Genomic DNA, 24,471 nt, shown 5'->3' on the forward strand with positions numbered 1-24,471 from the left:
GAGTGCGTTGGATAAATACTAACCGCCCTGTAGTGGTGGTGCTAACACTTCTTCTTCAGGGGGATCGACATAGGCCGCCTGGATAACTTCTTTGCCGTCCGGCGATACAAAAAACGCCTGGCCAGGTGGCCTTTTCTTGACGGTGATCTCCCGGGACGGGAAGTCGTTCTTCTCGCCGGAAAGGAACATCGTGGGCGAACCCGCGCCATAGGCGGCGCCGACGAACTTGTCCATGGTGGCCTTGTGTGCCTGGCTCATCTGGCACGTCACCACGACGTGCAGTCCGATGTCCGCGGCGGCAGGCAGCAACGGTGCCAGCGGTGCCATCGGCGACAACATTCCGGATGCCGCGACGATCATGTGCCAGTCGTCGACCAGCAGGACGATGTCCGGACCGGTCCACCACGACCGCGCCCGTAGCTGAGCGGTGGTCAGGTCCGGTGGCGGCAACCGCTTCTGCAGGTTGAATGCCAGCGCCTTGATGGCTTCTTCCAAGGTGGCGCTGTTGCGGTTGATCGCCCCGGCCTCCAGCAGATGACTCTGCGGCACCGCGTCGAGCAGGCCGGAACGGTAGTCGGCCAGCATGAACCGCACCTGCTGCGGACTGTTGCGCTGGCAGATCGCCTGCGCCACCGCATGCGCGATGCGGGTCTTACCCGACTTGGGCGCACCGAAGATCACCTGGTGCGGTGTCAGATACATCTGGTTGTAGGCGACCGTGAGGTCCGACTCACGCACGCCCAGCGGCACCGTCCACCTGGTGCGGTAATCCGCATCGGCGCCAGGAGGATTCGGCTCCAGCTGATGCAGGTAGATCCGGTCCGGCAGCACCCGCACCTGCGGCGCCTGTTCGGTGTACCGGGCCGCCACCTGCTCGACCGCCGTTGAGATCGCCGAGACGATGTTGTCGGCACTGTGCACGCCGTCGAGGCGCGGCACGCCCATCATCAGATGGTGTTTTTCCAGTGACACCGCCCGGCCCGGGCGGTTGGCCGGGATCTCGCGGGTGATCCGGTCGATCTGGGTTTCGTTGACGTCGCCGAGACGGAACTCGATCTTGGTGCCCAGGTAGTCCCGCACCCGGGACTTCAGCTCGGTCCACCGCGGGGTGGAGATGATGATGTGCACGCCGTAGGCCAGCCCCTGACCGGCGAGGTCCTGCACCACCGGTTCCAGATCCGGGAATTCCGCGACGAACGCGGGCCAGCCGTCGATCACGAGGAATACGTCACCGAACGGGTCCTGGAACGCGGGGTGTTTCGGATCCTCCCGCATCTCCCGGTACGCCGCGATCGAGCCGACGCGGTACTGCTTGAACACCTGCTCACGCGCGCGCAGCACGGCTTTCACCTCTGCCACGACCCGGTTGACCCGGTCCGGCTCGGCACGCGTGGCCACCCCACCGACGTGCGGCAGGTCCTCCAGGTACATGAGACCGCCGCCGCCGAGATCCACGCAGTAGAACTGCACCTGGCGCGGCGAGTGGGTGGCGCCTGCGGACAGCATCAGGGTCTGCAGAAAGGTGGACTTGCCGGTCTGCGGCGCCCCGCCGATCGCGATGTTGCCACCGGCCGCGGACACGTCGACGCCCCACACTTCCTGGCGGTGCCTGCGCGGCTCGTCCATGACCCCGAGCCCGAACCGCAGCGGCTGACGTTGGTAGTCGCGCTCGATGAGTTCGTTGACGGGGGTGGGGTCGGTCAGCGGGGGCAGCCACATCCGGTAGGCACGGATCTCGCCCGTGCCCAGCTGCCCCAGCACCACCTCGCGCAGCACTCTCGGTTCGGCCTCTGTACTCATTGCGTCACCGCCGTATCGAAGATCGGGGTCGTGGTGAACTGATGGATCCGCACCCGGGCCTGCTTCTGTGCGCGGGGTTTGACCTCGCCGTCGACGATCTCGTCCGCGGTGGGCACGTAGTTGGTGCCGGTGTAGACGCTGCGGAACTTGACCGGATCCTCCATACCGACCCGCAGGAAGCCGACGCCGCTCTCCTTGTTGGTGATGTATTGCGCCTCAGGCGTGCCGATCACCGCCTTGGATTCCGCAGAGCTGGTGGTGCGCAAGGCAAGTCGGTACGTCAGGTTGGGCTCAAGCTTGTCGATGCGCACACCGCCGGTGTTGAGCGACTGCGTCGCAAGGAGCAGGTGCACCCGCAGCGACCGGCCGACACGGCAGATGCGGTCGAACAGGTTGATGAAGTCCGGGTGGTTCTGCAGCAGTTCGGCGAACTCGTCGACGACGACGAACAGTGTCGGCAGCGGTGGCAGATCCGCCCCGCGTTCCCGGTGCTTCTCGTATTCGGCCACACCCGAGAGCGCACCGGCCGCACCGACCTGGATGCCGGCCTGACGCAGGATCGACTGGCGCCGGTCGAGTTCGCCGGTGAGCACCTCACCCATACGACTGACGAGTTCGGCTTCCTCTTCCATGTTGGTGACGACCGCCGCGGTGTGCGGCAGTTTCTCCATGCCCAGGAATGTCGAGCCGCCTTTGAAATCGGTGAGCAGCAGGTTGATCTGGTCGGGATGGTGGGTGGCCACCAGCGACAGGATCAGGGTGCGGAGAAACTCCGACTTGCCGGAGCCGGTGGTGCCGATGAGCATGCCGTGCGGGCCTGCACCGAACTCGGCACCTTCCTTGATGTCGAGATACATGATCTCGCCGGTTTTCAGCTCGTGGCCGAACGGGATCTTCAGCCGGTCCCGGTCGGTGTCGGTGTACATCCGCCAGCGGTTCGGGGTGACCTCTTCGAGGGTCTGGGCTCCGACCAGGTGGTGCCACTCGTTGGAGACCTTTTTCTGCACCCGCACGTTCTTGTCGATGATGGTGCCGGTGATCGACCAGCCGGCGAGCTTGCGCGCGACGCGGTTGGCCTGCCCCGACGTCATGCGGTCGGCGACCCGGGTGACCTCGCGGTAGTTCTGGTTGGGCAACTTGTCGTCGGCCGTACCGTCGGCGTCGACCCGCAACCGGTAGGCCGAGCCACGGTGGTTGCCGAGGGTCAGCACGGTGACCCCGGCGCGGCCGTCGACCGGGAATCCGGCCTTGCCTCCGGTCAGATCGACCACGATCACGTACGGGCCGCCCGGTGCGGCGTCGGCGGTGTGCGGGCCGCGTGCGGTCAGATCGCTCAACCCGTCGGGGCGGGTGAACACCAGCCGGGTGGGGCCTGCGGCGTCGGCATCGGTCTGGTGCTGCACGTGCGGCAGCCACTTCAGCCACGACCAGTTCGGGTCCTCGGGATTGTCGGTGAGCACCCGGATCTGCACCAGATCCGGCGGATGGAACACCGCCAGGTGGCAGATCATCGCGGTCAGCAACCCGGCTGCCCCCGCCTCGTCACCGCCGACGGCGATCGTCGGAAAGGTCCGCAATTGAACAAGTTTCGGGCAGTCGTGGATCAGGCCATGGGTGCGCAGGAACTTTGTCACCCACATGTGGCTGACCGGCTCCAGGTGCGCCTGCGGTGCGCCCTGCGGCCCCGACAGCTCGCCGCTGGTGTTCGGCTTGAGCAGCCGGTCCACGGCGACCTCGGCACCGATCCCGATCCGGGCGGCGGCGAAGAAGTCGGAGTTGGCCTGCCGCGACCACTGCCGGTGGGTTCCGATGATGGACAGCAGATCATCGGGATTGGGTGCGTTGTAGCTGAAGAACGCCACCTGCGCCGACGCCGACGAGGTCACCCGGGTCCGCAGGCCGGCCAGATACCGCAGGTATTCCTTACGGTCGGCGTTGATTTCGGGAACCTTCTTGCCGCCGGGACCGCCACCGGCCATGAAACCGACCGACCCCATGATCATCATCAACGGCATCATCAGCATGTACGGGGACAGCTGGCGCACACCGGTGAAGATCATGATCGAGATCATCCCGAGCATGCAGCCGCCCATCACCCAGGGCAGCGCCTTCTGGATGCCCGACGGCGGAATCTCGATCCCGAGGTCATCCGGTGGGGCGACGTTGATCTCACCCGGTGTCAGTCGCGGGCCACGCTTGATGGTGGGGGTGAACTTCTTGGTCGTCATCAGCCCTGCCCGCTTTCGACTTTGCGCGGATTCGGATCGGCAGGCAGGGTGTCGTGCTCCAACAACGCCGCCTCTTTCGACAGCACCGGGCCCTCGACCAGCAGCCCCACCACCTGCCACGGCGCGTTCACCGCACCGCTGAGCCCGAGATTCTTGGCGGTGTCGTCGTTGGCGATGCCGTAGCGCACACCCTGCGGGTCGACGTAGTACAGGCTCTCCCCCACCCGGGGGTCAGGTGACTGCAGCCGGATGAACTGGCCACCCTCGATGTAAACCGTTACATCCCCGTCGATCTGCTTGACACCGGTGCCGATCGCGGTCGGCGGCAGCGGCAGTCGACGACCGGCGATGACCGTCGTCTTCGGTGATTGATCGCCGGGCTCACGCTGCCAGGACCAGCACAACACCGGGGCATCCTGACGCAGCATCATCTGCAGCGGCTTCTCCGGCAGTGGCGAGACGTACACCTGCTCGGTGATCTTGGCGACCACACTGGCCTCCACCGACGGCGGCTGGAGCAGCCCGTAGGAGTTGGTCGCCCGCAACGCCGCGGCGGTGGTGTCGTTGACGCGCGCCACTCCGTCCGGCAGCACCACATAGTGCTGCGGTTCGGATTCCGTCGCGGTCTGGAACACCGAGCCGATCACCAGGTTCGCCGGCAGGCCAACAGTATTCGGCGCACCTGCCGCCGGGATCTGCGGCAGCTGCCACGGTCCCCGGTTGGGCAGCGCGTTGAACATACCCTCCGAAACCGGTGTCGCCCTTGCCGTGACCGGAATCCCTACCGCCGAGGTCACCGCGCGGTCGGCCAGGTCGATCACGTGCCTGCCGTCCTCGGTGATCAGCCAGTTGGCGCCGTTGAAGGACACCAGCATGCCCTGGTCTGCACGCATGGGCCCGACCGACATGTCCGTCGACAGAGACCTGATGAGGATGGAGGATTCGACTTGGGGGGCGGCACTGTCTGGCTTGGCCACCGTGTCGCACAACGACCAGCGCGAGGCGGGTGCGCCCGTCGGAGTGGCGTAGGGCGCACCGGGAATGCCGATGGCCTGCCCCTTGGCCAGCCGGTTGAGCTCGTCGGACTTCACCGCGACGGGCTCGGCGGCGCTGCCCAGCGCCAACCGCGCCGAGGTCAGGTTGTACACGGGGCGAAGCTGATTGGTGCCCGGCAACATCACATAGAGCTGGTTGGTGGTTCGGTCCACCAGCAGGGTGTCGCTGCCCTGCTTCCCGAGCGGCTTGAAGTACGCCATCAGCGCCGCACCCAGACAGACGAGCACCGAGATGAGGATTCCGGCGAACACTGCGCGGCTGTAGAACTGCAGTGGATCGTCGAACATCCGCGTGTCCCGACGGACGATCGCATGTTCGACGCGGCGGAGCAGGAATCGCCAACCGCTGACCTGGACCTTGGTGGTGAGCCGGAATCCCGCCATGGCTATTCGCCGATACTCAGGCGGCTGTGGACCGCCGCGATCGCCGCAGCCATGTCGTCACCGTTGATCTCGCTCAGTTGCTCCACGCCCAGGCTCTCGAAGTCGAGTGAGCGGGCCAGCCGCATATCGCGGTTCTGCTCGCCGGCCTCCACCAGTTGGCGGGCGTAGCGGCCGTTGCCTGCGATGTCCAGCGCGGGCTTGCCGTTCAACCGGCGTTGGCTCAGCAGCATCGCGGCCTCGTGCACCCGCTTGCCTGCACTGTCGTCGAGCTGTGAATCATTCGCCTTGGCAATGACTTTCGCGATCTCGACGATATCGTCGGGCGTATACGAATCGAACTCGATCCGGGTGGCGAAGCGGGACCGCAGACCGTCGTTGGCCTCCAGCAGCCGGTCGATGTCGTTGCTGTAGCCGGCGATGATCACCACCAGCCGGTCGCGGTCGTTCTCCATCCGGGCCAGCAGGGTGTCGAGGGCCTCGGTGCCGAACGGGTCGGCGCGGCCGTCGCGTTCCTGCACCAGGGTGTAGGCCTCGTCGATGAACAGCACCCCGCCCAGCGCGCGGTCGATCGCCTTGGCCGTCTTGACCGCCGACTGCCCCTCGTACTCCGCGACGAAATCCTTACGCGAGGTCTCGATCAGCTTCGGCTCGGCGATCACCCCGAGCCCGGCCAGAATGTTGGCCACCACCCGGGCGATCGTCGTCTTACCGGTGCCCGGTGGGCCGGCGAAGATCATGTGCTTGGAGGCCTGCGCCACCTTCATGCCGCGGGCGGCCCGGATCCTGGCCATCTGGGTCGCCGCGCGGTACGCCTCGATCTGTTCCTTGACCCGGCTCAGGCCGATCTGCCGGTCGAGTTCTGCCTGCGCCTCGGCCAGCAGCTTCTCCCGGCCCGAGGTATCGGCGACCACGCTCTTCGGGTCCCACGGATCCTTGCGGGCCGCGATCTTCTCCGCGGTGGTGGTTTCCAACCGGTAAGCCGGATCCTTGAGCGCCGCAGTCACTTTCGGCTCCGGGAAGTTCGCCTGCAACCATTCCAGCAGGACCACCGCGGACTCTTCGTTGCCCTGGCTGCGGCGGGCCATCGCGAGGTACCAGGCGATGGCGGGCGCGCACGCCTCACCGGCGGGGGTGCCGTTGGCCTCGGTCAGACGCCGGTCGGCCTCGGTGAACAATCCCAGGTTGGCCGCCGCCACCCCGTGCGCCATGCCGGCAGCCGCGGAGAGGAACTTGTCCGGCCACCGTTCGGCGCCGCGGATCTCATCGATGACGTCGGTCCACCGCTCGGCCGCCGCGTAGATCACCGCCTTCACCCACGACACCAGATGGTCCGAACCGCCCGACGGGGCATCCTCGAGTGCCTCGAGCGCATCGGCGTAATTGCCTTCGGCGGCTTCCTGAACCGCGAAACCCATCGTGATCGCCAGCGGTGAGTTGATGGGATAGGTGATGTCGCGACTGAACAGGCCGCCGATCGGGATGCGGGCGTTGAGACCGTTCATCGAGATCTCCGCCGAACCGGCCAACTGCCCGAAGTTGGATCGCGAGTACCAGGCGCGGAACAACGTCACGCGGTCGGTGTCACCGCACCGGATCCGTCCTACCCAGGCGTCGCAGGCCGTTTCGTCGTAATTGGTGATTTCGGTGAACAGCTCGAGCGAGCGGGCGGGCGAGCTGGGCAGCATGCCGACTGCGCTGCCGAACATGCCGGCAAGGTGATCAACCATGGTCGCCTCCGTAGCGGGTCGAGAAGACCTGAGCGCGGGCCAGATCGGCCTGTTCAGGTGTCGGCAGGTTCAGGTCGCGGGTCAGGAAGTCGCGGGTCGCGACGTCGTCGTGCCCGTACTCGCGCATCCCTTCGAGCATGAACGCGTGCTGGGCGGAGCGGGCCTCTTGCCCGGCCAACTCCGCGATCACCAGAATCTCGTCCGCGAGATCTGCTTCGGTCATTCGGGTCACTTTCGGCGATAGTTCGATCTGATGAACCCGGCCGTCCAGATAGGCGGTCACCGTGACGGTCCCGGGTGGATTGGTGACGGTGAACAGCGGAACGGGAAGCTCGTCCTCCCCCGATTCACCCGCGGCGTCGTAGGCGACGAACGCGTCCAGGCCGGAGTCGGCCGATTGGTCCCCGTCGTAGGAGTCGACGTAGGAGAAGTCCAGAGCTGCGAGGCCGTCGTAGTCATCGTCGTCCGGCTCATGTGGCGGAATCTCACCCACCGTGGCGGCCTCTCTCAGTCCAGATAGGAGCTGTCCGAATCAGTCTTCTCAAACCAGGCCTTCGATGGCAGGAACTCCACCAGACCGTCGAGGGCACGCTGCAGGTTCTCCTGCGTGCCGGAAAGGAAGCTGCCGTACAGCTCACCGTTGACGCGCCGCGGAATCGACACGATACGACCCTGGTTGGAGTCCAGCACGCCGGCCGCGACGTCCGCCTGGGTGGTGGTGCCACCCGGATGCCGCTCGTTGGCGGTGATCTCCACCCAGCTCTCCGGTTCGGAGATGATCCCGGCATACACCCGGGCTGATGTCGGAGGGATGCCGTATCCGGAAAGCTCGTTGGCAGTGCGGCATTCGGCCAACCGGGCGGCGATACCGGTCAGGGGTTCGACGTTGGCAGGCGTGCCGTTTCCGAGCACCGTCATCACCATGCCCGCCGTACCGACCTGCGAGGCCACCCGCTGCAGCACGAGCATCTCGTTGTCACGAGCGGCAACGACATGCCGACCCCCCTTCCGACACACCACGAACCGGATCATCTTCCCACCGGCATCGCGCCGCCACCAGCGGCCCTCCAGGGTGCGGTCGGCGCGGCTGAGGGTGTCCAGCATCGCGGCCACCTCGGGGTGCGGATTTCCGAAGACGTCCAGCACACCCTGCGCGGTGAGGTCCCGCTGCACCTGCTCCCACACGCGGTCCCGCAGATCCGGCTGCGGAATGTTCAGCCGGATGCCCATCGACGGAGGGAAGTCACTCAGGCCCAGCTTGTCGGCGATCACGAGCATGCCGTCGATGGTCACCTCGACACCGACTACGTCGTCGATGTGTGCTTCTTCGGTGTGCACACCAAATGGAGTGGTCATGTTCTACCTCGACTGAACTGTTGCGTCGAGGGCACCGGCCGCCGTCGAATCGGACCGGTCGTAATGGGATGCCGCCGTGGTGAGTTTCTGTCCCAGGTCCGTCGACACGCTCGCCATCGCTGAAGCAGCCGCCCGGCGGGCCTGCTGCACCGCTTCGACCGCGGCTGCCGTCGACCAGGAAATCGGGCCGTGGGTCCAGCGCACCGAGGTGTCTACGCCCGTCACGGCCTCGACCGCCGTCGTCAGCTCAGCAGCGGCCTGGCCCTGTTTGGCCGACAGTTCGCGTAAATGGGCGGTCGTTACCCGCAAATCACCAGACATGAATCCCCTCGATCCCTAGTTCCTAGATTCTCACGCCCTGGCCACGGCCGCTGAACCGGGAATACCAGCGTCTAACTTAACGGTCTCCGGTGCGTGTAGCTGGCGCTGTTCAAAATTTGCCCCGACAAACACCGGCGCGTTCCCGGCGCCGCCTCCGCCCGCCGCCGCGGCCTGCAGATCCGGCGGCAGCGTCTTCGCCGGGCCTGCGTCGCTTTCATCGTCGGACACCGGTGGCGGTTTCTCGTCGCCCGCGGCGTCGTCCCCCGCCTTCCGGTCGGCGCCCGCAGCGTCTCTCTCGGTGGGGTCGTCCTGGTCTTCGGTCGACTGTTTGTCCAGTTCATCAGGCTTGTCGGTGCGGTCGGCGGCCAGATCGGCAGCGGCCGGATCCGCCGAGCCCCCGGAGCCTTGTGCGGCCTGCGTGGCGGTCTGGGTGGCCACCTGTGCGGCCTGGGCGGCGGCCTGCACGACGCCACCCACGAGCCCGCCGAGGGAACCGAGAACAGAACCCATCGCGCCCGCCAGAACACCGGCCATCTCCGCGCCGGAGCCTGTCCCCGCCGGTTGCGGGGGCGTCGACATGCCCGCCGCCGCGGCAGGCGTCGCGGGCATGGGTGCGGACGGCATTGCGCCCCCGGATGGGGCGCCGCCGCCGGAGGGGCCGGATCCACCGCCGCCGGATGGTGCGCCCGATGACGGTGCACTCGGCCCGCCGGTCACCGGCGCTTCGTCCTCGCCGGGCGCGCCGGCCACACCGGGTGCGTCATCCGGTTCCTCGTCCGAGCCCGGCGGGGCGGCGAACTCCCCGTCGGAGCCGGTGGGTTCGGCGGTCTGCGCGACGGCCGCATACCGGCTGACCGCACCCTGCAGTTCGGCGGCGTTGGCGCCGGCGTTCTGCTGCATCGTCATCAACTGGTCGCCGGATTCGCCGACCGCCTTGGCCACCATCGCGATCTCCGCCGCGACCTGGGCCGCCTTGCCGACATAGGGGATGAGTCCGGTCGCCATGGTGACAAGGCTCATGTCGCCCAGCCAGTCGGACTGGCTGTCGAGGTTCTCCCGCGTCGTGGCAATCTGCCCCGCTTCGCGGGACAGGACCGACGCCACCAACTGGTCTGCATCGGCCAGCGTCTGGGTCCGGCCTACCTGCTCGTTGTTACGACCGGTGTACGCGCCTGCGCCGCTGCTGTCCCAATCGCCCGTCGGGAACGCCGCAGTCAGCGTCGTCCCGGCCTCCCCCAACCGATCCGCGCCCTGGCCGAACCGCTCGCCGTTGTCCGGGTCACCGACGCCGGTGCTCAGTTTCATCCCGTCGATGACGTGTTGGCCGGCAGCCAAGATGGGCGACTTCGCGGATTTGATCAGCCGCTTGCCCAGCCCGGACTCGAAGAAATCGGTGAACTTCTTGCCGAAGTCGGCGAGCTTTCTGCCGACCTTGGCGACCTGCGCGAGCTTGTCCCCTTTGGCGTTGCGTTCGATCAGGTCGCCGACCTTCTTGAATCGGTCCGCCCACTTGTCCCGATCCTCGACCACATCTTTGCCCAGATCGGCAATGTCGCCCAGTAAGCCCATGCTTGGATTCCCCTTCGCCGCATCAGAGATTACCAGCGTCGCGGCTACCGTCAGCGCACCAATTTCGCGGCGCCACAACACTTCTTCCACAACGGGCATCATGCTTTTAAAAAGGTGTTATACGGATATAACCGAGGCTGAAGGGGTCCCCGCTGCAGGATCGGACCCACCGGCCGCCCACCCGTCCAGCGAGCTTTCCCGGTTCGTGGAAAGCATCGTTTCGAACAATCCGCGCGCCGCTGCAGCACCCCGCAGAATCATTTGCTGAACACCGACTCCCGCATGGGCACTGCGATCGTGTGGTGTTGTAGTTGATACTGGAGTGCGGTCGAGATCCTCGCCGTCTGACTTCCGGAGGAGATTTAGTCGTGACCGACCCCGACGACACCTTGCGCCGAGATCTTGGCTGGACGGGTCCTGAGGAAACCAATTTTGAGCCGGACACCGGGCCTACCAGACGCAAGGTCCCCGAACCGCCTGCGCCGCCGTCCATGCCCGGCCGCCCGCCGGTCGACTACCTGCCGCCGAAGTCAATTGGCGACCCGGACACCGAGGAACGTCCGCAGGAGCCGGCCGACCGGGACCGCGCCACGTTCCGCGAACCTCAGCAACAGCAACCGCCACAGCAGCCGCAGCAGCCCGATCCGCGCCAGGTTCCACCTGCCCCCAACCGGCCGGAGAACCAGTGGGAACAGCAGCCGGGCTGGCCGGTCCGACCGCATCGACCGCAGGCGCCGCAGGCGCCACACGGTCCTCCACCGCAACACCCACAGCAGCAGCAACAGCAGCAGTTCGCCCCGCCCGGGCAGCCTTGGCCCGCTGAGGGTTTCGCGCCGGAAGCGGGCCATCCCGGGCACCCCGGACCGACCGTCCCGCACGGGTCCTACGCGGACCGGATCCGGGTCAACGACCTGGTCCCGCCGCGCCGACAGCCACCTGCCGGCGGTTGGCGGCGCCTCGTGTACCGGGCCACCTTCGGCCTGATCAATCCCGGCCCCTCGGCCGAGGACGTTCGTCAGGCCGAGCTGGAAGCCAAGATCAAGGGCGTGCTGCGCGGCCACTACAAGGTCGGGGTGATGGGCAAGGGCGGTGTCGGCAAGACCACCGTGTCCGCCAGCATCGGCTCGGTGTTCGCCGAGCTGCGGCAGGACGACCGGGTGGTGGCCATCGACGCCGACACCGCGTTCGGCAAGTTGGGCAGCCGGGTCGATCCGCGGGCCCAGGGCTCGTACTGGGAGCTGGCCTCCGACAAGCACCTGGAGTCCTTCGCCGATGTCCGCAGCAGGGTCGGTAACAACGCCGCAGGCCTGTTCGTGCTGGCCGGCGAGGGCACACCGGCGCGCCGCCGGGTCCTCGACGCCGCGATCTACCGGGAAGCGACCACGCGACTGGACCGGCACTTCTCGATCTCGGTGGTCGACTGCAGCTCGACGATGGATTCCCCGGTGACCCAGGAGGTGCTGCGGGATCTGGATGCCTTGATCGTGGTGTCCTCACCCTGGGTGGACGGCGCGGCCGCAGCCGGTCAGACCCTGGACTGGCTCGCCAACCGCGGCATGAACAACTTGCTGCAGCGCACGGTCGTCGTGCTCAACGACTCCGACGGGCACGCCGACAAACGCACCAGGTCGATCCTGGCCGGGCAGTTCGCCGGACAAGGTCAGATGGTGGTCGAGGTGCCCTTCGACGGGCACCTGCGTCCGGGTGGCGTCATCGACGGGACTTCGCAGATGACGCCGATGGTCCGCCGGCGCTTCCTGGAGATCGCCGCGATTCTGGCCGATCACTTCCCGTCCCACGACGACCGCAACCGGGACCGGAACTGAGCCGGTGATCAGCGCAGTGCGTTGATCAGTGCTTCGATGGCGTGGACCGCGGACGCGTCCACCGGATACTCCGCTTCGGATCCGGCGATCGCGTCCTCGGAAACCCCCGCCGCCTGGGCGGTTTCGCCGATCGTGAGGTTCGCGCGGCGCCGCGCGGCATACAACCGCTGGCCCAACGTGGCGCCCGGGGCGGACGCGGCGTGCATGGTCAGCTCATCGATCTGGCGACGCACCGCGCCGAGTGCCTTGATCAGCGGCGGGGTCACCTGGCTGATGCGCGCCGCCCGCGTGGCGACCGCCTCGAGCTGACGCAGATCGCCGAGGATCGCCGTCGCCCGCGAGGTGAATCCCGGATCGTTGACCGCGGGGAGCATGGCAATGGTCGAGTCGAAGGTGTTCACCGCGGTGAGAACGGCCTGTGCGATCAGCGGCACTTCGTCACTGGCCGGCGGTGCGACGCCCGGCGCTGCCGGGGCCCGTGGCGGCGCGGCCGGCGGTGGGAGCGTGCTTGCTGCGAGGCCGGGGACCGCCGCGCCCTGGCGTAGCCGGGCGATGGTCCCGGGTGGCCAACGCAGCACCTCTTCGAGCTTCAGGCGCGTGCGCTCACGGGGCCAGCTGCGGCCCTTCTCGAAGGCGATCAACGCCCCGGCATTGATGATTCCGTCGGCGGCCAGGCTGCGCTGACTGATGTCGAGTTCGCGGCGCCGCGCCGCGGTCGCCGAGCCGGCACGCACCAACCCAATATCGATCTCGCCGGTCGCGAGATCGTACTCGGCGTCGGTCATCCCGGATCGGTTCCTTGCTGACGGTGCTGCTGGGCTGGAGTGCTCAATCTGGCCGCACGGACACTGCAATCCTAACCCGGTACCGCAGCACCGCTACGCCTTGATTGACCGTTGGACGCCAGCAAACCGAATCAGCGCTACGGCTTTCAGCCGACTCCAACCGCGGCGGCGCTACGGGATCCCCGTCGCACGCCAGCACCTTGTGACGTGCAGTTTTCCATTCGTCTGATCTTTCCGCTGGTGATCACCTGTCGTTACTTTTGCAAACTTCCGTAGCGCCGTTGCGCAATGGCAGAGTCCAAACCGTTGCATTGCTACGGTTCTTGCTATAGCGTTCTCGCCAGCGCGGTTCACACCGCAACAGATCCCTAAGAGGAGCAACAGCATGAACGCACTCATGGCCAACGGAATCCCGCTCGGCGTGTGCACCAGCGACCCGGAGCGGTGGACCTCCACCCCGGACGCTCAGGCCAAGACGGTCTGCCGGGAATGCCCCCGTCGGTGGCTGTGCGCACGGGAAGCGTGCGAACTGCCGCGGGCCGAGGGCCTGTGGGCGGGCATCATGGTGCCCGAAGGCGGGCGTGGTCGCGCCTTCGCGCTCAAGCAGCTCCGTGCGCTGGCGGAACGCAACGGTTACCCCGTTCGCGAGACGCGCCGGGTCTTTCCGGACGTCGCTTAGCTGGCCTGCCCTCTCGCCGCCGCATTCGAGGGGACGGCGGCGCGGGGACAGCGTTCCATGCGGGGGGAATAGGAGCCCGGGGCGTGCGGTTGAAACATTTCGACGGTGCCGGCCAATGCCCCGGGCCCCACTTCAGAACCGTTGCTTCGAGCGACCACTCGCCGCGAGGCGCACTGACGGCACCGTCCCCCAAATTTCCCGCTACTGCTCGAGCGTGGCCACGACCGCGTCGAGCAAGCTGTCCACCTCGTCCTCGTTGTAGCCACGCTGAAGCATCGCGGGCTTCGGGAACACGATGTTGCGAACGTCCTCGGCACTGAGATGGCCGCGGCCTTCGAGCCGGCGCGCCACCAATTGCAGAAAATCGTCGACCGATTTCTTGTCATAACCGCGCTTCCCCAACGGCGGCTTCGGAAATTCAGCACTGCGAACGTCATCGGCGGTCAATGCCAGGGTCATGGCGCCCATGCTATCCACGGGTGCACCGTGGGCGTTCGCACTACGGTGGCCTCATGAGCAACACCGATCCGGCGCCTGCCGAGGTCATCTGCGCTGCTTCGGAGTTCACCGGGGTGCTACATGCGCGCGAGGTTCCGCTCGGCGGGCCGCGCGCAATCATGGTCCGACGCACCCTGCCGCAACGCGAGCGGTCTTTGATCGGTGCGTGGTGTTTCGCCGACCACTACGGCCCCCACGACACCCGCACCGGCCCGGGTATGGACGTGCCACCCCATCCGCACACCGGATTACAAACAGTGAGTTGGCTTTTCAGCGGAGAAGTGGAGCACCGGGACAGCGCCGGAGTGCACGCCATGGTTCGGCCCGGCGAGCTGAATCTGATGACCGCGGGCGCCGGAATCTGTCATTCCGAGGTGTCGGTCACATCGGCGGCGGCCAATCCGATCCTGCACGGCGTCCAACTGTGGGTGGCGCTGCCCCATTCTGACCGCGACACCGGCCGCGACTTCGCCCACCACGTGCCGGTACCCCGCACCGTCGATGGCGCGACGCTACGGGTATTCCTCGGCGAGCTGGCCGAGGAGCGCTCGCCGGTACACACCTTCACCCCGCTGCTCGGCGCACAGATCGATCTCGAGCCCGGCGCGGCTCTCACGCTCGACGTGGACCCGACGTTCGAGCATGGGGTGTTGCTCGACGAGGGTTCCGTTGAGGTCTCCGGCATCACGTTGGATGTCGCGGATCTGGCGTTCCAGCGGCACGGCTGCCAGGAGCTGCACCTCGCCAACCGGGGTTCGGGACCGGCCCGGATGATCCTGTTGGGTGGGCCGCCGTTCGACGAGGAGCTGGTGCTGTGGTGGAACTTCGTCGGCCGCAGCCACGATGACATCGCCGCCTACCGTGAGGCCTGGCAGGCGGGTGACGCACAGTTCGGCGACGTGCACGGTTACCGGGGTCGGATCGCGCGGCTACCCGCACCGCCACTGCCGAACGGCAGGCTCAAACCGCGGGCGAATCCGACGCTGTAGGTGTCAGGTACTGGGCGGTGCTGCCGCCCAACGGCATCGCCGGCATACCGAGCTTGCGGTGGTCCCAGCTGCGCTGCCGGCCCGGCACCACCCGTACCGCGATCCGGTTGTTCATCATCTGGTCCACGAACGGCCGCATCTCCTCGGAGTACGGACCGGTATAGCGCTCCCATACGCTGATGCCCACGCGGAGAATGGTTTCCGGGTCATCGACGATCTCCGCCCGGCCGTCGATCGACACGCCGCGCAGCGTGTCGTAGGTCTGGCCGTCCTCGATCATCACGGTGATCGTCGGATCACGGCGCAGGTTGACCGCCTTCTGCGACTTGGCCTTGGTCTCGAACCAGACCTCGCCGTCGAGCACCGCGTACCACATGGCCACCAGGTGGGGCCTGCCGTCGGGCAGCACCGTTGCCAGCGTGGCGGTCCGGCTGTGATCGATGAATTCGGCGATCTCGTCGTCGGTCATGACGATTTTCCCGCGCTCGTTCTTACCCACGCATCAGCACCTCTCTGCTTTGTCTGCCCACCATAAGGTGGCTGCGCCACGGCAGCCTCACTACCCTGGACTTCGACTACGGGCAGGGAGGTGGCGATGGCGTCGACCCCGCGCCTGCCCGCCGCGTTCATCGGCCACGGCAGCCCGATGAACGCCCTCGAATCGAACCGGTACACCGCGGCATGGCAGCGCTTCGGGCAGTCCGTCCCGCGGCCACGCGCGATCCTGGTGATCAGCGCGCACTGGTACATCAATGCCACCGCGGTGACGGCAATGCCCAGACCGCGCACGATCCATGATTTCTACGGCTTTCCCCGGGCGCTTTTCGATATGCAGTACCCGGCGCCGGGCCTGCCCGAGTTGGCCGAGGAGATCAGCGACCTGGTCCACCCGACATGGGTGGGCGCCGATGTGGACAGTTGGGGCATCGACCACGGAACCTGGTCGGTGTTGGTGCACGCCTTCCCCGATGCGTCGATTCCCGTTGTGCAACTGGCGATCAACGCCAACGAGTCCGCCGACTACCACCTCCGGCTCGGGGCGCAGCTGGCGCCGCTGCGCGAACAGGGTGTGCTGGTGGTGGCCAGTGGGAACATCGTGCACAACCTCGGCGGCATGGATGCTGCGCGGCCCGACGGCGGGTACGACTGGGCGCAGCGTTTCGACGACGCGGCCGGAGCCCGGCTCCTGGGCTCCCCCGCCGATGTCGCCGGCCTCGACGCGCACCCGGACTATCCGCTGGCGGTGCCCACCGCGGACCATTTCATCCCGCTGCTCTACTTTGCCGGACTCGCCTCTGCCGCTGAGGATTCCGTCGATACGTTGATCAGCGGCTACACCTACGGGTCGTTGTCGATGACCGCGTACACGCTAGGGGCGTGATCAGCGCCGGTATGCGGGCAGGTTGGCGGCGAGCTCGTCGAACAGCTGCTGGTTCAGGCTGAAGGCGCACCTGACCTCATCGACGGTCCGGTCGATCTCGTCGCGCTCGAGGTCGAGGCCGTCGAGCCGCGCCCGGTAGGCGTCCTTGTAAGGCTTGGCGCGCATGGGGAATTCGTAGAAGGACAGGCCGGCGCCGTCCAGACCGAAGGTGCGGTCGAGGATCCGGCCGATGGCCTGACCGCCGGAAAGGTCACCGAGGTAGCGGGTGTAGTGGTGGGCCACCAGCGCACCGCCCCAGGAGAGCCCGGTGATCCGGTCGCGGTACGCCTCGGCCGCCGGGGAGTCCACCGCACGGGAAACGCCAGGTGCCCAGTGGTCCAGGTCCGCGTCGATGGTGGCCAGCCGCTCCAGCTCAGGGTCGTACACCGCCGCGACTGATGGGTCGTTCCGGTGGGCACGCACCGCGTCCTCGAGCGCGGCGTAGACGACTCGGAGCCGCAGCAGGTAGTCGACATAACCCTGCGCATTGACCGCGCCGCCTAGCAGTTCCGACACATACGGCGAGTGTTCGGCCGCATCGTGCTCGGCCGTCGAACCCTCCTTCATCGCGACGGACAACGCTCGGATGGTCCCGAGCACCGGGGGTGCGCTCAACGACATGCTCTGCTCCAGACGGACGACTACTTTGACAACCTGTCAGAATGATGCTGACAACCTGTCGAAAAGTTAACACGCCATCGGCACGTCGCGGGGAGCTACGGTGTGGCGCCCAGCGCCCGCAGAACGAACCGCTCGATGCTCGCCGCCGGTAGATGCCGCGGCGCCAGGCAGGCGTGAATCAGGGACATCGTCGCGACCTCGTCCTCGACGACGAAATGTTTCGCGGCAACGCCGTCGGCCAATATCTCCCGCAGCACATCCTCGACGGCGAGCACGTGCTCGCGGATCGCGAGCATGGTGTCCTTCGATAGGGCGCCATAGAGCTGGGTGCCCAACCCCATGTGGAACTGCTGCCCCGCGTCGAGTTGGTGGCGGATATAGACAGCCAACCGGTCCACCGGATCGTCCAGATCGGCGAGCGCCGTCCGCAGCCCGTCGATGTAGCGACTGGTCTCATGGGAGGCGAACGCGACGACGACGGCTTCCTTGTCGGCGAAATGGTGATAGATCGCCGTGCGCCCGATTCCTGCCGCGGCCGCCAGCTTGGCCATCGTGATCGCGTCGAAGCTGTGGTCAGCCATCAGTTCGGCGAACGCGTCGAAGACACGCTGCTGAACCTGTTCGCGGTGCTCCTCCACGGTGGAGGCGCTGATCCTGGGCACGTCGCGACTCTAACGCCACAACCTGGCTTCAGCGCACTCGATTCGCGCGCCGCACCGGCCCGGCATCGCCCGTTATCCACAGCGGTTATCCCCATTGGGGATGAATGACACGACTGTAATTCGGGGTTCGGCGCCACGGACATCACAACTTGCCCGTGAGGGGTGTCCCACTTCTGTAAAAATGGCCCGAGGGGTTTGCCCGGTCGGGGTACTGAAGCATTCGAGGGATCCGCATTTGGCTGTGCCGAGTTTTGGTGAGGTACTGCGGCGCCGGATGCTGATCGTCTATCTGGCGATCCTGTTGGCGCTGTACCTCCTGGCGATCGTGTCGTCTGTGGGCCGCGGCGGCGCGCACGGCGAGCTGGCGGCGGTGGTGTTGTGCGGGCTCGGGCTGATCCTCACCCTGCGCAGCCCGTTACGTAGCTGGCGGTACGTGCTGTCAGTGCTGTGCGCGTGCGCCGCACCCGTCGCGCCCCTGCTGGCCCATCACGCACCCGTCGCTCAGGTGTGGTCGCTGATTCCGCTGATGTTCGCAGCGGTCTATGTGCGCAGCTGGCATCGAACGGTCGTGGCGCGCACGGCGGCCTTGCTCATCGCCGCGGCGGCGGTGACGGGCCTGCTGATAGCGCCGGCGAAGGTTCCGACGCTGTGGCTCATCGTGTTCCCCGTGTGCATCGTCGGGGCTGCCGAAGTGCTGGGACTGCTGCATTCGACGCTGCTGGAGGCGGCGCTGCGCGACCCGCTGACGGCGGTGTGGAACCGCGCCGGTCTGGACCGCGAAGTGGGCAAGCTGCTTTCCCGGACCCGGCGGCGCGGTGATCCGGTGACCGCCATCGTGCTCGACATCGATGACTTCAAGACGATCAACGACCGCGGCGGCCACGCGGAGGGCGACCGGGTTCTGGTCCGGCTCACCCGGGAATGGACGGCACAACTGCCCGGCTCTGCGGTCATCGGACGGCTCGGTGGCGACGAATTCGTGGCCGTGGTGGCCGGATATGAGAAGGACCAGGTGACAACGATGGCAGCCGCGTTGCGCGGGGACGGGCCGGTGCACGTCAGCACCGGGCTGGCCGTCGGCCATCCCTACGACGCCAAATCGTTTGCCGCCCTGCTGGGCTCTGCCGACCATGATCTCTATCTGCGGAAGGCAGAACGCAAACGCAAACCTGCCGAGGAGCGGTAGGTCTACTGCTCCCTCGCCCCGATCAACGCTTCAGAGATCACGCCGGTCGCCTTCTTCAAAGCGGGAACGGCGCGAGCGATCAATTCCTTGCTGACATGAGCCGAGGGACCGGAAATGCCGATTGCCATCGGAGTCGGGGCACCGGGAACCGCCATCGCGACGGAGCGGACACCGACCTCGAACTCCTCATTGTCGATCGCATAGCCGTCGGCGCGCACGCGCTCGACGTTCGCGAACACCGCAGAGAGGGTCGACGCACTGTTCTCGGTCGGTGCCGGAAATCCAGACTGCGTGACCAGTTTCAGAATGCGGGCGTCATCCAACTCACCCAGAACAGCCTTGCCCACACCGGTCGTGTGCAGACCGACGCGCTTGCCGACCTCATTGTTCGTCCGCATCCGCTCCGAAGACGAAACCTGCCCGGTGTAGATCACCATGTCACCGTCGAGCACCGCGAGACTCGCCGTCTCCGACAGCTCGTCAACCAATGACTGCAGCACCGGGCCCGCGACCGCGCCCAACTGACGGTTCGCAACTTCACCAAGCCGAATCAACCTCGGCCCCAGGGCGTAGCGGCGATTGGGCAGTTGGCGCACGTAGCCGATTCCGACCAGCGTGCGCAGGAGACGGTGAATCGTCGGCGGCGGCAACGGAGACTCCGCCGACAACTCCGTCAGCGAGCACTCCCCTCCCGCCCGTCCGATCAATTCCATCAACTCGAACGCGCGCTCCACCGACTGCACGCCGCCCGACTTCTCCGCCATGCAACCCACTCCCGGCCGACGATTTTCGTTCCATCCAACATCTCCAGAATCAGTTCCGCAATACGGAATAATTCAGCAAGTCGACGATACACACAACGGACCCACTCCCCATCGCGCTAAACTCCACAATGTGGAATTCTGTGTTCCACGAAAACTTCCAGACCGGGAAGGAACACCAGTGACACGACGCCTCGACGATGCGGTGCTGGCCGACGTCGACCGGCGCCTCTCGGCTGCCGACGCACAGCTGGTGACCCGATACCCCGGCGACGACGGCCGTCGGCAGCCGGTCCACACCGTCTACATCCCGGGCAACCGGTACTCCGCGACGATGCCCGCTGACTGGGGATCCACCGCTTTCGCAGCCGCGAAGGACGCAGGCGGACTCGACGCGGTGGCCGCACTCGTCGGCGCGAGCAGCGGAACCGACTGCGCACCCGAGACTCTCGCAGCCCTCGTCGAGCACAAGCTGACCACCGAGCCGATCGAAGACCTCCGCATCGACTTCGAGGACGGCTACGGCACCTTCGACGACGCCACCGAGGACGCCGATGTCGCACAGTCGATCGCCGCGCTGCGGACCGCGCTCGACGCAGGCACCTCGACGCCGTTCGTCGGCACCCGCTTCAAGTGCTTCGAAGCAGCCACCCGAGCCCGCGGACTGCGCACGCTCGACATGTTCGTCAGCGGACTCGTCGCCTCCGGCGGACTTCCCGACGGCCTCACCCTGACCCTCCCCAAGGTGACGTCCGTCGACCAGGTTGAGGCGATGGTCGTCGTCGCGAGCGCGCTCGAGGGTGCGAACGGACTGCCGGCCGGCCGCATCCGCTTCGAAGTGCAGGTCGAGACACCGCAGGCGATCCTCGGCGCCGACGGCCGCGCACCCGTTGCCCAGTTCATCCACGCCGGCCAGGGCCGGGTCAGCTCGCTGCACTACGGGACCTACGACTACTCGGCGTCACTCGGTATCGCCGCCGCGTACCAGTCGATGGAGCATCCGGCCGCGGACCACGCCAAGAACGTCATGCAACTCGCCGTCGCAGGCACCGGTGTGCACATGTCCGACGGTTCGACCAACATCCTCCCGGTCGGCGACCCCGACAACGTCGCGATGGCCTGGAAGCTGCACGCGCGCCTGGTCCGGCGCCACCTGGAACGCGGCATCTACCAGGGCTGGGATCTGCACCCCGCCCAACTCGTCACCCGATACCTGGCGACCTACGCGTTCTACCGCGGCGCCTTCGCGCCCGCGGCGACGCGCCTTCGCAACTATGTCCACCGGCTCGACTCGACCGTCATGGACGAGCCGGCCACCGCCCGCGCACTCGCCAACGTGATCCATCGTGGCAGCGTGTGCGGCGCGCTCACCGTCGACGAGATCGAGGCAGCCACCGATCTGCCCATCTCCACCGTGCGCGATATCGCGCTCGGCCGCACAACCAGGAGCAATCAGTGACCCCCCCAGTGACCAAAGCGTCGTACTACACGCCCCGCGGCGGCCTGCCCCCGCAGACCGATCTGCTGACCGACCGCGCCATCGTCACCGAGGCCTACACGGTGATCCCGCGCGGCGTCCTCACGGACATCGTCACCTCGGTGTTCCCGGAGTGGACCGATACGCGCGCATGGATCATCAACCGACCGGTCTCCGGTGGTGCGACGACGTATTACCAGGCGATCGTCGAGGTCAAGCCGGGCGGCGGGGCGCAGCGACCCGAGCCACAACCCGAGGTGCAGAGCTTCCTGTTCGTCACGTCCGGTGCGCTCACCGTCGACGCGGCGGGCCAGTCGCAGACACTCACCGAGGGCGGCTTCGCCTACCTTCCCGCAGGCACCGACTGGTCGGCCCACAACAACGGCGACGCCGACGCGACGTTCGTCTGGATCCGCAAGCGCTATGAGGCCATCGAGGGCCACCCGGTATCGGTGAAGTTCGGCAACGAGCAGGACATCGCACCGTCATCCATGACCGGCACCGACGGCAAATGGCGCACGACGCGGATGCTCGACCCGCAGGACCTCGGGTACGACATGCACGTCAACGTCGTCACATTCGAGCCGGGCGCGACCATTCCGTTCGCCGAGACCCACGTGATGGAACACGGTCTCCTGATGCTCGAGGGCAAGGCGGTGTATCACCTCAACGGCGACTGGGTGGAAGTGCAGGAAGGCGACTTCCTCTCGCTGCGCGCCTTCTGCCCGCAGGCGTGCTACGCGGGCGGGCCGTCGAACTTCCGTTACCTGCTGTACAAGGACGTCAACCGCCAGATCTTGCTCTGACGCGTTGGGTTACAACTGGATCGGCCAGCCGATGACCTTCTTCTCGCGCGGAGTCGCGTAGGTACGCACCTTCGACGTGGACAGACCCATCCGGACCAGACCTTCGGCGATGGTGACCGCCGCGCGGACTCCGTCGACGATCGGGACGCCGGTCGCGGCCGTTACCTTCTCCTCGAGTTCGGCCATGCCGCCGCAGCCGAGGCAGATCACTTCGGCGTGATCGTTCTCGACGGCCTCTCGCGCCTGGCGGACGATCGCCTCGACCGCCCGATCCGGATCCGACTCGAGTTCCAGCACACCGAGGCCCGACGCCCGCACCGACGCGCATCGTGCGTCGAGTCCGGCGAGCTTGAGACGATCCTCGATCAGCGGGACGGTGCGGTCGAGCGTGGTGACGACGGAGTACTTGTGTCCGAGATACATCGCCGTCGACGCGGCCGCCTCGGTGATGTCAACGACCGGGACGTCGAGCAACTCCTGCAGACCTTCCCGACCGTGCTCGCCGTAGCCGGCCTGAATCACCGCGTCGAACGGCTCCGGATACGAGGTGATCGCGTCCATGACGGCGATGGCCGCGAGATAGCTCTCGAAGTTTCCTTCGCACGAGTCCGCACCGAAACGCGGTGTGATGCCGACGATCTCGGTACCCGGCGACGCGACACCGCGCGCCGACTCGGCGATCGCATCGGTCATCGAGGTCGTCGTGTTGACGTTGGCTACGAGGATTCTCATGCGGTCCCTACTAGTGCGTGCTCGCCACGGCGATGGGCTCGCCGGAGACGTCGTTGAACGGTCCCCGGCGGTCCGCGACCACCAGGTACACGATCGCCCCGAGGCCTGCGCCGATGAACCAGGAGAACTCCGAGACGACTTTGAACGCCGGAACGAATGCCATCAGGAGTGCCGCCACCGCCGTGATGACGAGGGCGACCACGGCACGCATGTTGATGCCCTTCGCGTACTGGTACTCGCCGTTCGCATCGGTCGTGAACAGGGCTGGAACGTTGATGTTGGAACGACGCACCAGCCAGTAGTCGGCCATGATGATGCCGAACAGCGGCCCGAGAATGGCGCCGAGTCCACCGAGGAAGTAGTTGATGACGGCCGGCGAGTTGTACAGGTTCCACGGCAGGATCACCAGGCCGATGACGGCCGAGATGATCGCTGCGCGACGGAAGTTCAGGTGCTTCGGGAACAGGTTGTTGAGCGCGTAGATCGGGGCGACGAAGTTCGCCATCATGTTCACGGCGACGGTCAGGATCAGCAGCGCGAGTGCCGCCAGCACCAGCAGCAGGGTGTTCGGCACTTCCTGGACGATGTCGGCGGGCGCTTCGATGATGCGTCCGTCGATGCGGAACTGGGCGCCGGCCAGGGTGATGACGATGCCGCCGAACACCAGCATGTTGAGCGGGATGCCCCAGAAGTTGCCCTTCACGATGGCCCGCTTCGACGTCGCGTTACGGGTGAAGTCGCAGAAGTTGAGGACGAACGTGCCGTAGATCGCCACCCACAGGCTGGCGCCGCCGATGATCTGCAGCCACATGTCGGCGCCGGTCAGCGAGTCGGGCGTCGTCCACGCGATGCCCCAGTCGGCGTTGTTGAGCACCCAGATCGCGAGCGCGATCATCGTGATCAGAATGACCGGACCGGCGAACGCCTCGTACTTGCGGATCATCTCCATGCCGTAGCTGACGATGATCACCTGGATCACCCACAGCGCGAGGAACGAGATCCAGCCGAGCGTGGACAACCCCAGGAAGCTGTTCGAGTCGAGGGTCTGGGCGGACGGTGCGAGCGCGATGATCATGATGCGCAGCACCACCGAGGCGAGGTAGGTCTGGATGCCGAACCAGGCGATCGCGATCGCGCCGCGGATGAGGGCGGGGATCTGCGCACCGCGGGTGCCGAATGAAATCCGGCTCATCACCGGGAACGGGAGGCCGGTCTTCTCCCCCATGAACCCGGACAGGTTGAGCAGCAGGAAGAGGAAGACACCGCCGAGTCCGAGCGCCAGCAGGATCTGCCACCCACCGAGGCCAAGGGCGAACAGTCCGATGGCGAACGAATAGTTGCCCAGGCTGTGTACGTCGTTCGCCCACAGGGTGAAGATGTTGTATGCGCCCCACCGTCGACCTTCGCGCTTGGTGGGCGCGAGATCGGCGTTGTACAAAGACGGACTCACGTCGATGAGCGGGGTTGCATCGTTACGACTGGAGTCGTCGATGAGCCCGCGGGACTCTGTGCTCATGGATACGCCTGTCACGGTCGGAGCGCCGACGCTCCGCGCCGCCGCAAACATTCCACTGTGCGGAAGTAAAACT

23 protein-coding genes are annotated in these 24,471 nt (G+C 66.6%); 7 read left to right on the top strand and 16 right to left on the bottom strand.

The features are described from left to right. Positions 1–18: 18 nt before the first annotated feature. The 8 genes from eccCb to M1247_RS00245 are packed head-to-tail and all read right to left on the bottom strand — an operon-like array spanning position 19 to position 10,440. Positions 19–1,800, bottom strand: a complete 1,782-nt coding sequence (eccCb, locus tag M1247_RS00210; protein ID WP_317154245.1) for a type VII secretion protein EccCb — start codon at positions 1,798–1,800, stop codon at positions 19–21. Further along, positions 1,797–4,028, bottom strand: coding sequence for a type VII secretion protein EccCa (eccCa, locus tag M1247_RS00215; protein WP_317154246.1), 2,232 nt, complete (start codon positions 4,026–4,028; stop codon positions 1,797–1,799). The genes eccCb and eccCa overlap by 4 nt, the downstream gene beginning before the upstream one ends. Then, positions 4,028–5,467 (bottom strand): type VII secretion protein EccB, encoded by a 1,440-nt coding sequence (gene eccB, locus M1247_RS00220; RefSeq protein WP_317154247.1) that lies wholly within the window; start codon positions 5,465–5,467, stop codon positions 4,028–4,030. Before eccB ends, eccCa begins: the two co-directional genes overlap by 1 nt. Before the next feature lie 2 nt (positions 5,468–5,469). Further along, a complete protein-coding gene (gene eccA / locus M1247_RS00225; protein WP_317154248.1) occupies positions 5,470–7,194 on the bottom strand; it encodes a type VII secretion AAA-ATPase EccA in 1,725 nt (574 codons plus the stop codon). Then, positions 7,187–7,687: a YbaB/EbfC family DNA-binding protein gene (locus tag M1247_RS00230; protein ID WP_317154249.1), complete on the bottom strand. Its 501-nt coding sequence runs from the start codon at positions 7,685–7,687 to the stop codon at positions 7,187–7,189. Before M1247_RS00230 ends, eccA begins: the two co-directional genes overlap by 8 nt. Positions 7,688–7,701: 14 nt before the next feature. Then, a complete protein-coding gene (locus tag M1247_RS00235; RefSeq protein WP_317154250.1) occupies positions 7,702–8,550 on the bottom strand; it encodes an ESX secretion-associated protein EspG in 849 nt (282 codons plus the stop codon). Between the two features lie 3 nt (positions 8,551–8,553). After that, complete coding sequence (locus M1247_RS00240; RefSeq protein WP_317154251.1) at positions 8,554–8,871, bottom strand: ESX-1 secretion-associated protein; 318 nt, start codon at positions 8,869–8,871, stop codon at positions 8,554–8,556. Positions 8,872–8,901: 30 nt separating this feature from the next. Beyond that, on the bottom strand, positions 8,902–10,440 hold the full coding sequence (locus M1247_RS00245) for an EspA/EspE family type VII secretion system effector (protein WP_317154252.1): 1,539 nt from the start codon (positions 10,438–10,440) through the stop codon (positions 8,902–8,904). Positions 10,441–10,808: 368 nt separating this feature from the next. Here M1247_RS00245 and M1247_RS00250 point away from each other — a divergent pair, with 368 nt between their 5' ends. Further along, complete coding sequence (locus M1247_RS00250) at positions 10,809–12,266, top strand: MinD/ParA family ATP-binding protein (RefSeq protein ID WP_317154253.1); 1,458 nt, start codon at positions 10,809–10,811, stop codon at positions 12,264–12,266. An 8-nt stretch (positions 12,267–12,274) separates the two neighbouring features. Here the strand turns inward: M1247_RS00250 and M1247_RS00255 are convergent, their stop codons facing one another. Continuing rightward, positions 12,275–13,051: a helix-turn-helix transcriptional regulator gene (locus M1247_RS00255; RefSeq protein ID WP_317154254.1), complete on the bottom strand. Its 777-nt coding sequence runs from the start codon at positions 13,049–13,051 to the stop codon at positions 12,275–12,277. 385 nt (positions 13,052–13,436) lie between these two features. Here M1247_RS00255 and M1247_RS00260 point away from each other — a divergent pair, with 385 nt between their 5' ends. Next, positions 13,437–13,730, top strand: coding sequence for a WhiB family transcriptional regulator (locus M1247_RS00260; protein WP_317154255.1), 294 nt, complete (start codon positions 13,437–13,439; stop codon positions 13,728–13,730). Between the two features lie 201 nt (positions 13,731–13,931). Here M1247_RS00260 and M1247_RS00265 read toward each other — a convergent pair whose 3' ends face one another. Then, positions 13,932–14,189: a DivIVA domain-containing protein gene (locus M1247_RS00265; RefSeq protein ID WP_410506786.1), complete on the bottom strand. Its 258-nt coding sequence runs from the start codon at positions 14,187–14,189 to the stop codon at positions 13,932–13,934. Positions 14,190–14,242: 53 nt separating this feature from the next. Between M1247_RS00265 and M1247_RS00270 the strand changes: the two genes are divergently transcribed. Then, on the top strand, positions 14,243–15,217 hold the full coding sequence (locus M1247_RS00270; protein ID WP_317154256.1) for a pirin family protein: 975 nt from the start codon (positions 14,243–14,245) through the stop codon (positions 15,215–15,217). On the opposite strand, the gene M1247_RS00275 is transcribed toward M1247_RS00270, so the two are convergent. Further along, positions 15,189–15,716 (bottom strand): pyridoxamine 5'-phosphate oxidase family protein, encoded by a 528-nt coding sequence (locus M1247_RS00275; RefSeq protein ID WP_317154257.1) that lies wholly within the window; start codon positions 15,714–15,716, stop codon positions 15,189–15,191. The genes M1247_RS00270 and M1247_RS00275 overlap by 29 nt on opposite strands. 114 nt (positions 15,717–15,830) lie before the next feature. On the opposite strand from M1247_RS00275, the gene ygiD reads away from it, so the two are divergent. Beyond that, a complete protein-coding gene (ygiD, locus tag M1247_RS00280) occupies positions 15,831–16,598 on the top strand; it encodes a 4,5-DOPA-extradiol-dioxygenase (protein ID WP_458695188.1) in 768 nt (255 codons plus the stop codon). Here ygiD and M1247_RS00285 read toward each other — a convergent pair whose 3' ends face one another. After that, positions 16,599–17,258: a biliverdin-producing heme oxygenase gene (locus M1247_RS00285; RefSeq protein ID WP_317154259.1), complete on the bottom strand. Its 660-nt coding sequence runs from the start codon at positions 17,256–17,258 to the stop codon at positions 16,599–16,601. 95 nt (positions 17,259–17,353) lie between these two features. Next, positions 17,354–17,920 carry a TetR/AcrR family transcriptional regulator gene (locus M1247_RS00290; RefSeq protein ID WP_317154260.1) on the bottom strand — a complete coding sequence of 189 codons (567 nt, stop codon included), beginning with the start codon at positions 17,918–17,920 and terminating at the stop codon, positions 17,354–17,356. A gap of 241 nt (positions 17,921–18,161) precedes the next feature. On the opposite strand from M1247_RS00290, the gene M1247_RS00295 reads away from it, so the two are divergent. Continuing rightward, positions 18,162–19,106, top strand: a complete 945-nt coding sequence (locus tag M1247_RS00295) for a GGDEF domain-containing protein (protein WP_317154987.1) — start codon at positions 18,162–18,164, stop codon at positions 19,104–19,106. A gap of 2 nt (positions 19,107–19,108) precedes the next feature. Here the strand turns inward: M1247_RS00295 and M1247_RS00300 are convergent, their stop codons facing one another. Next, on the bottom strand, positions 19,109–19,870 hold the full coding sequence (locus tag M1247_RS00300) for an IclR family transcriptional regulator (RefSeq protein WP_317154261.1): 762 nt from the start codon (positions 19,868–19,870) through the stop codon (positions 19,109–19,111). A 178-nt stretch (positions 19,871–20,048) separates the two neighbouring features. On the opposite strand from M1247_RS00300, the gene M1247_RS00305 reads away from it, so the two are divergent. Both M1247_RS00305 and M1247_RS00310 read left to right on the top strand, forming a co-directional pair. Continuing rightward, complete coding sequence (locus M1247_RS00305) at positions 20,049–21,326, top strand: DUF6986 family protein (protein WP_317154262.1); 1,278 nt, start codon at positions 20,049–20,051, stop codon at positions 21,324–21,326. A gap of 8 nt (positions 21,327–21,334) precedes the next feature. After that, entirely contained in the window at positions 21,335–22,150 is an 816-nt protein-coding gene (locus M1247_RS00310; protein ID WP_317154988.1) for a bifunctional allantoicase/(S)-ureidoglycine aminohydrolase, read from the top strand. 9 nt (positions 22,151–22,159) lie between these two features. On the opposite strand, the gene M1247_RS00315 is transcribed toward M1247_RS00310, so the two are convergent. Both M1247_RS00315 and M1247_RS00320 read right to left on the bottom strand, forming a co-directional pair. Continuing rightward, entirely contained in the window at positions 22,160–22,882 is a 723-nt protein-coding gene (locus tag M1247_RS00315; RefSeq protein ID WP_317154263.1) for an aspartate/glutamate racemase family protein, read from the bottom strand. Positions 22,883–22,892: 10 nt separating this feature from the next. Beyond that, positions 22,893–24,398 (bottom strand): NCS1 family nucleobase:cation symporter-1, encoded by a 1,506-nt coding sequence (locus M1247_RS00320; protein ID WP_317154264.1) that lies wholly within the window; start codon positions 24,396–24,398, stop codon positions 22,893–22,895. Positions 24,399–24,471: the final 73 nt, after the last annotated feature.

This window comes from Mycobacterium appelbergii, from assembly GCF_032883035.1.
GTDB lineage: Bacteria > Actinomycetota > Actinomycetes > Mycobacteriales > Mycobacteriaceae > Mycobacterium > Mycobacterium appelbergii.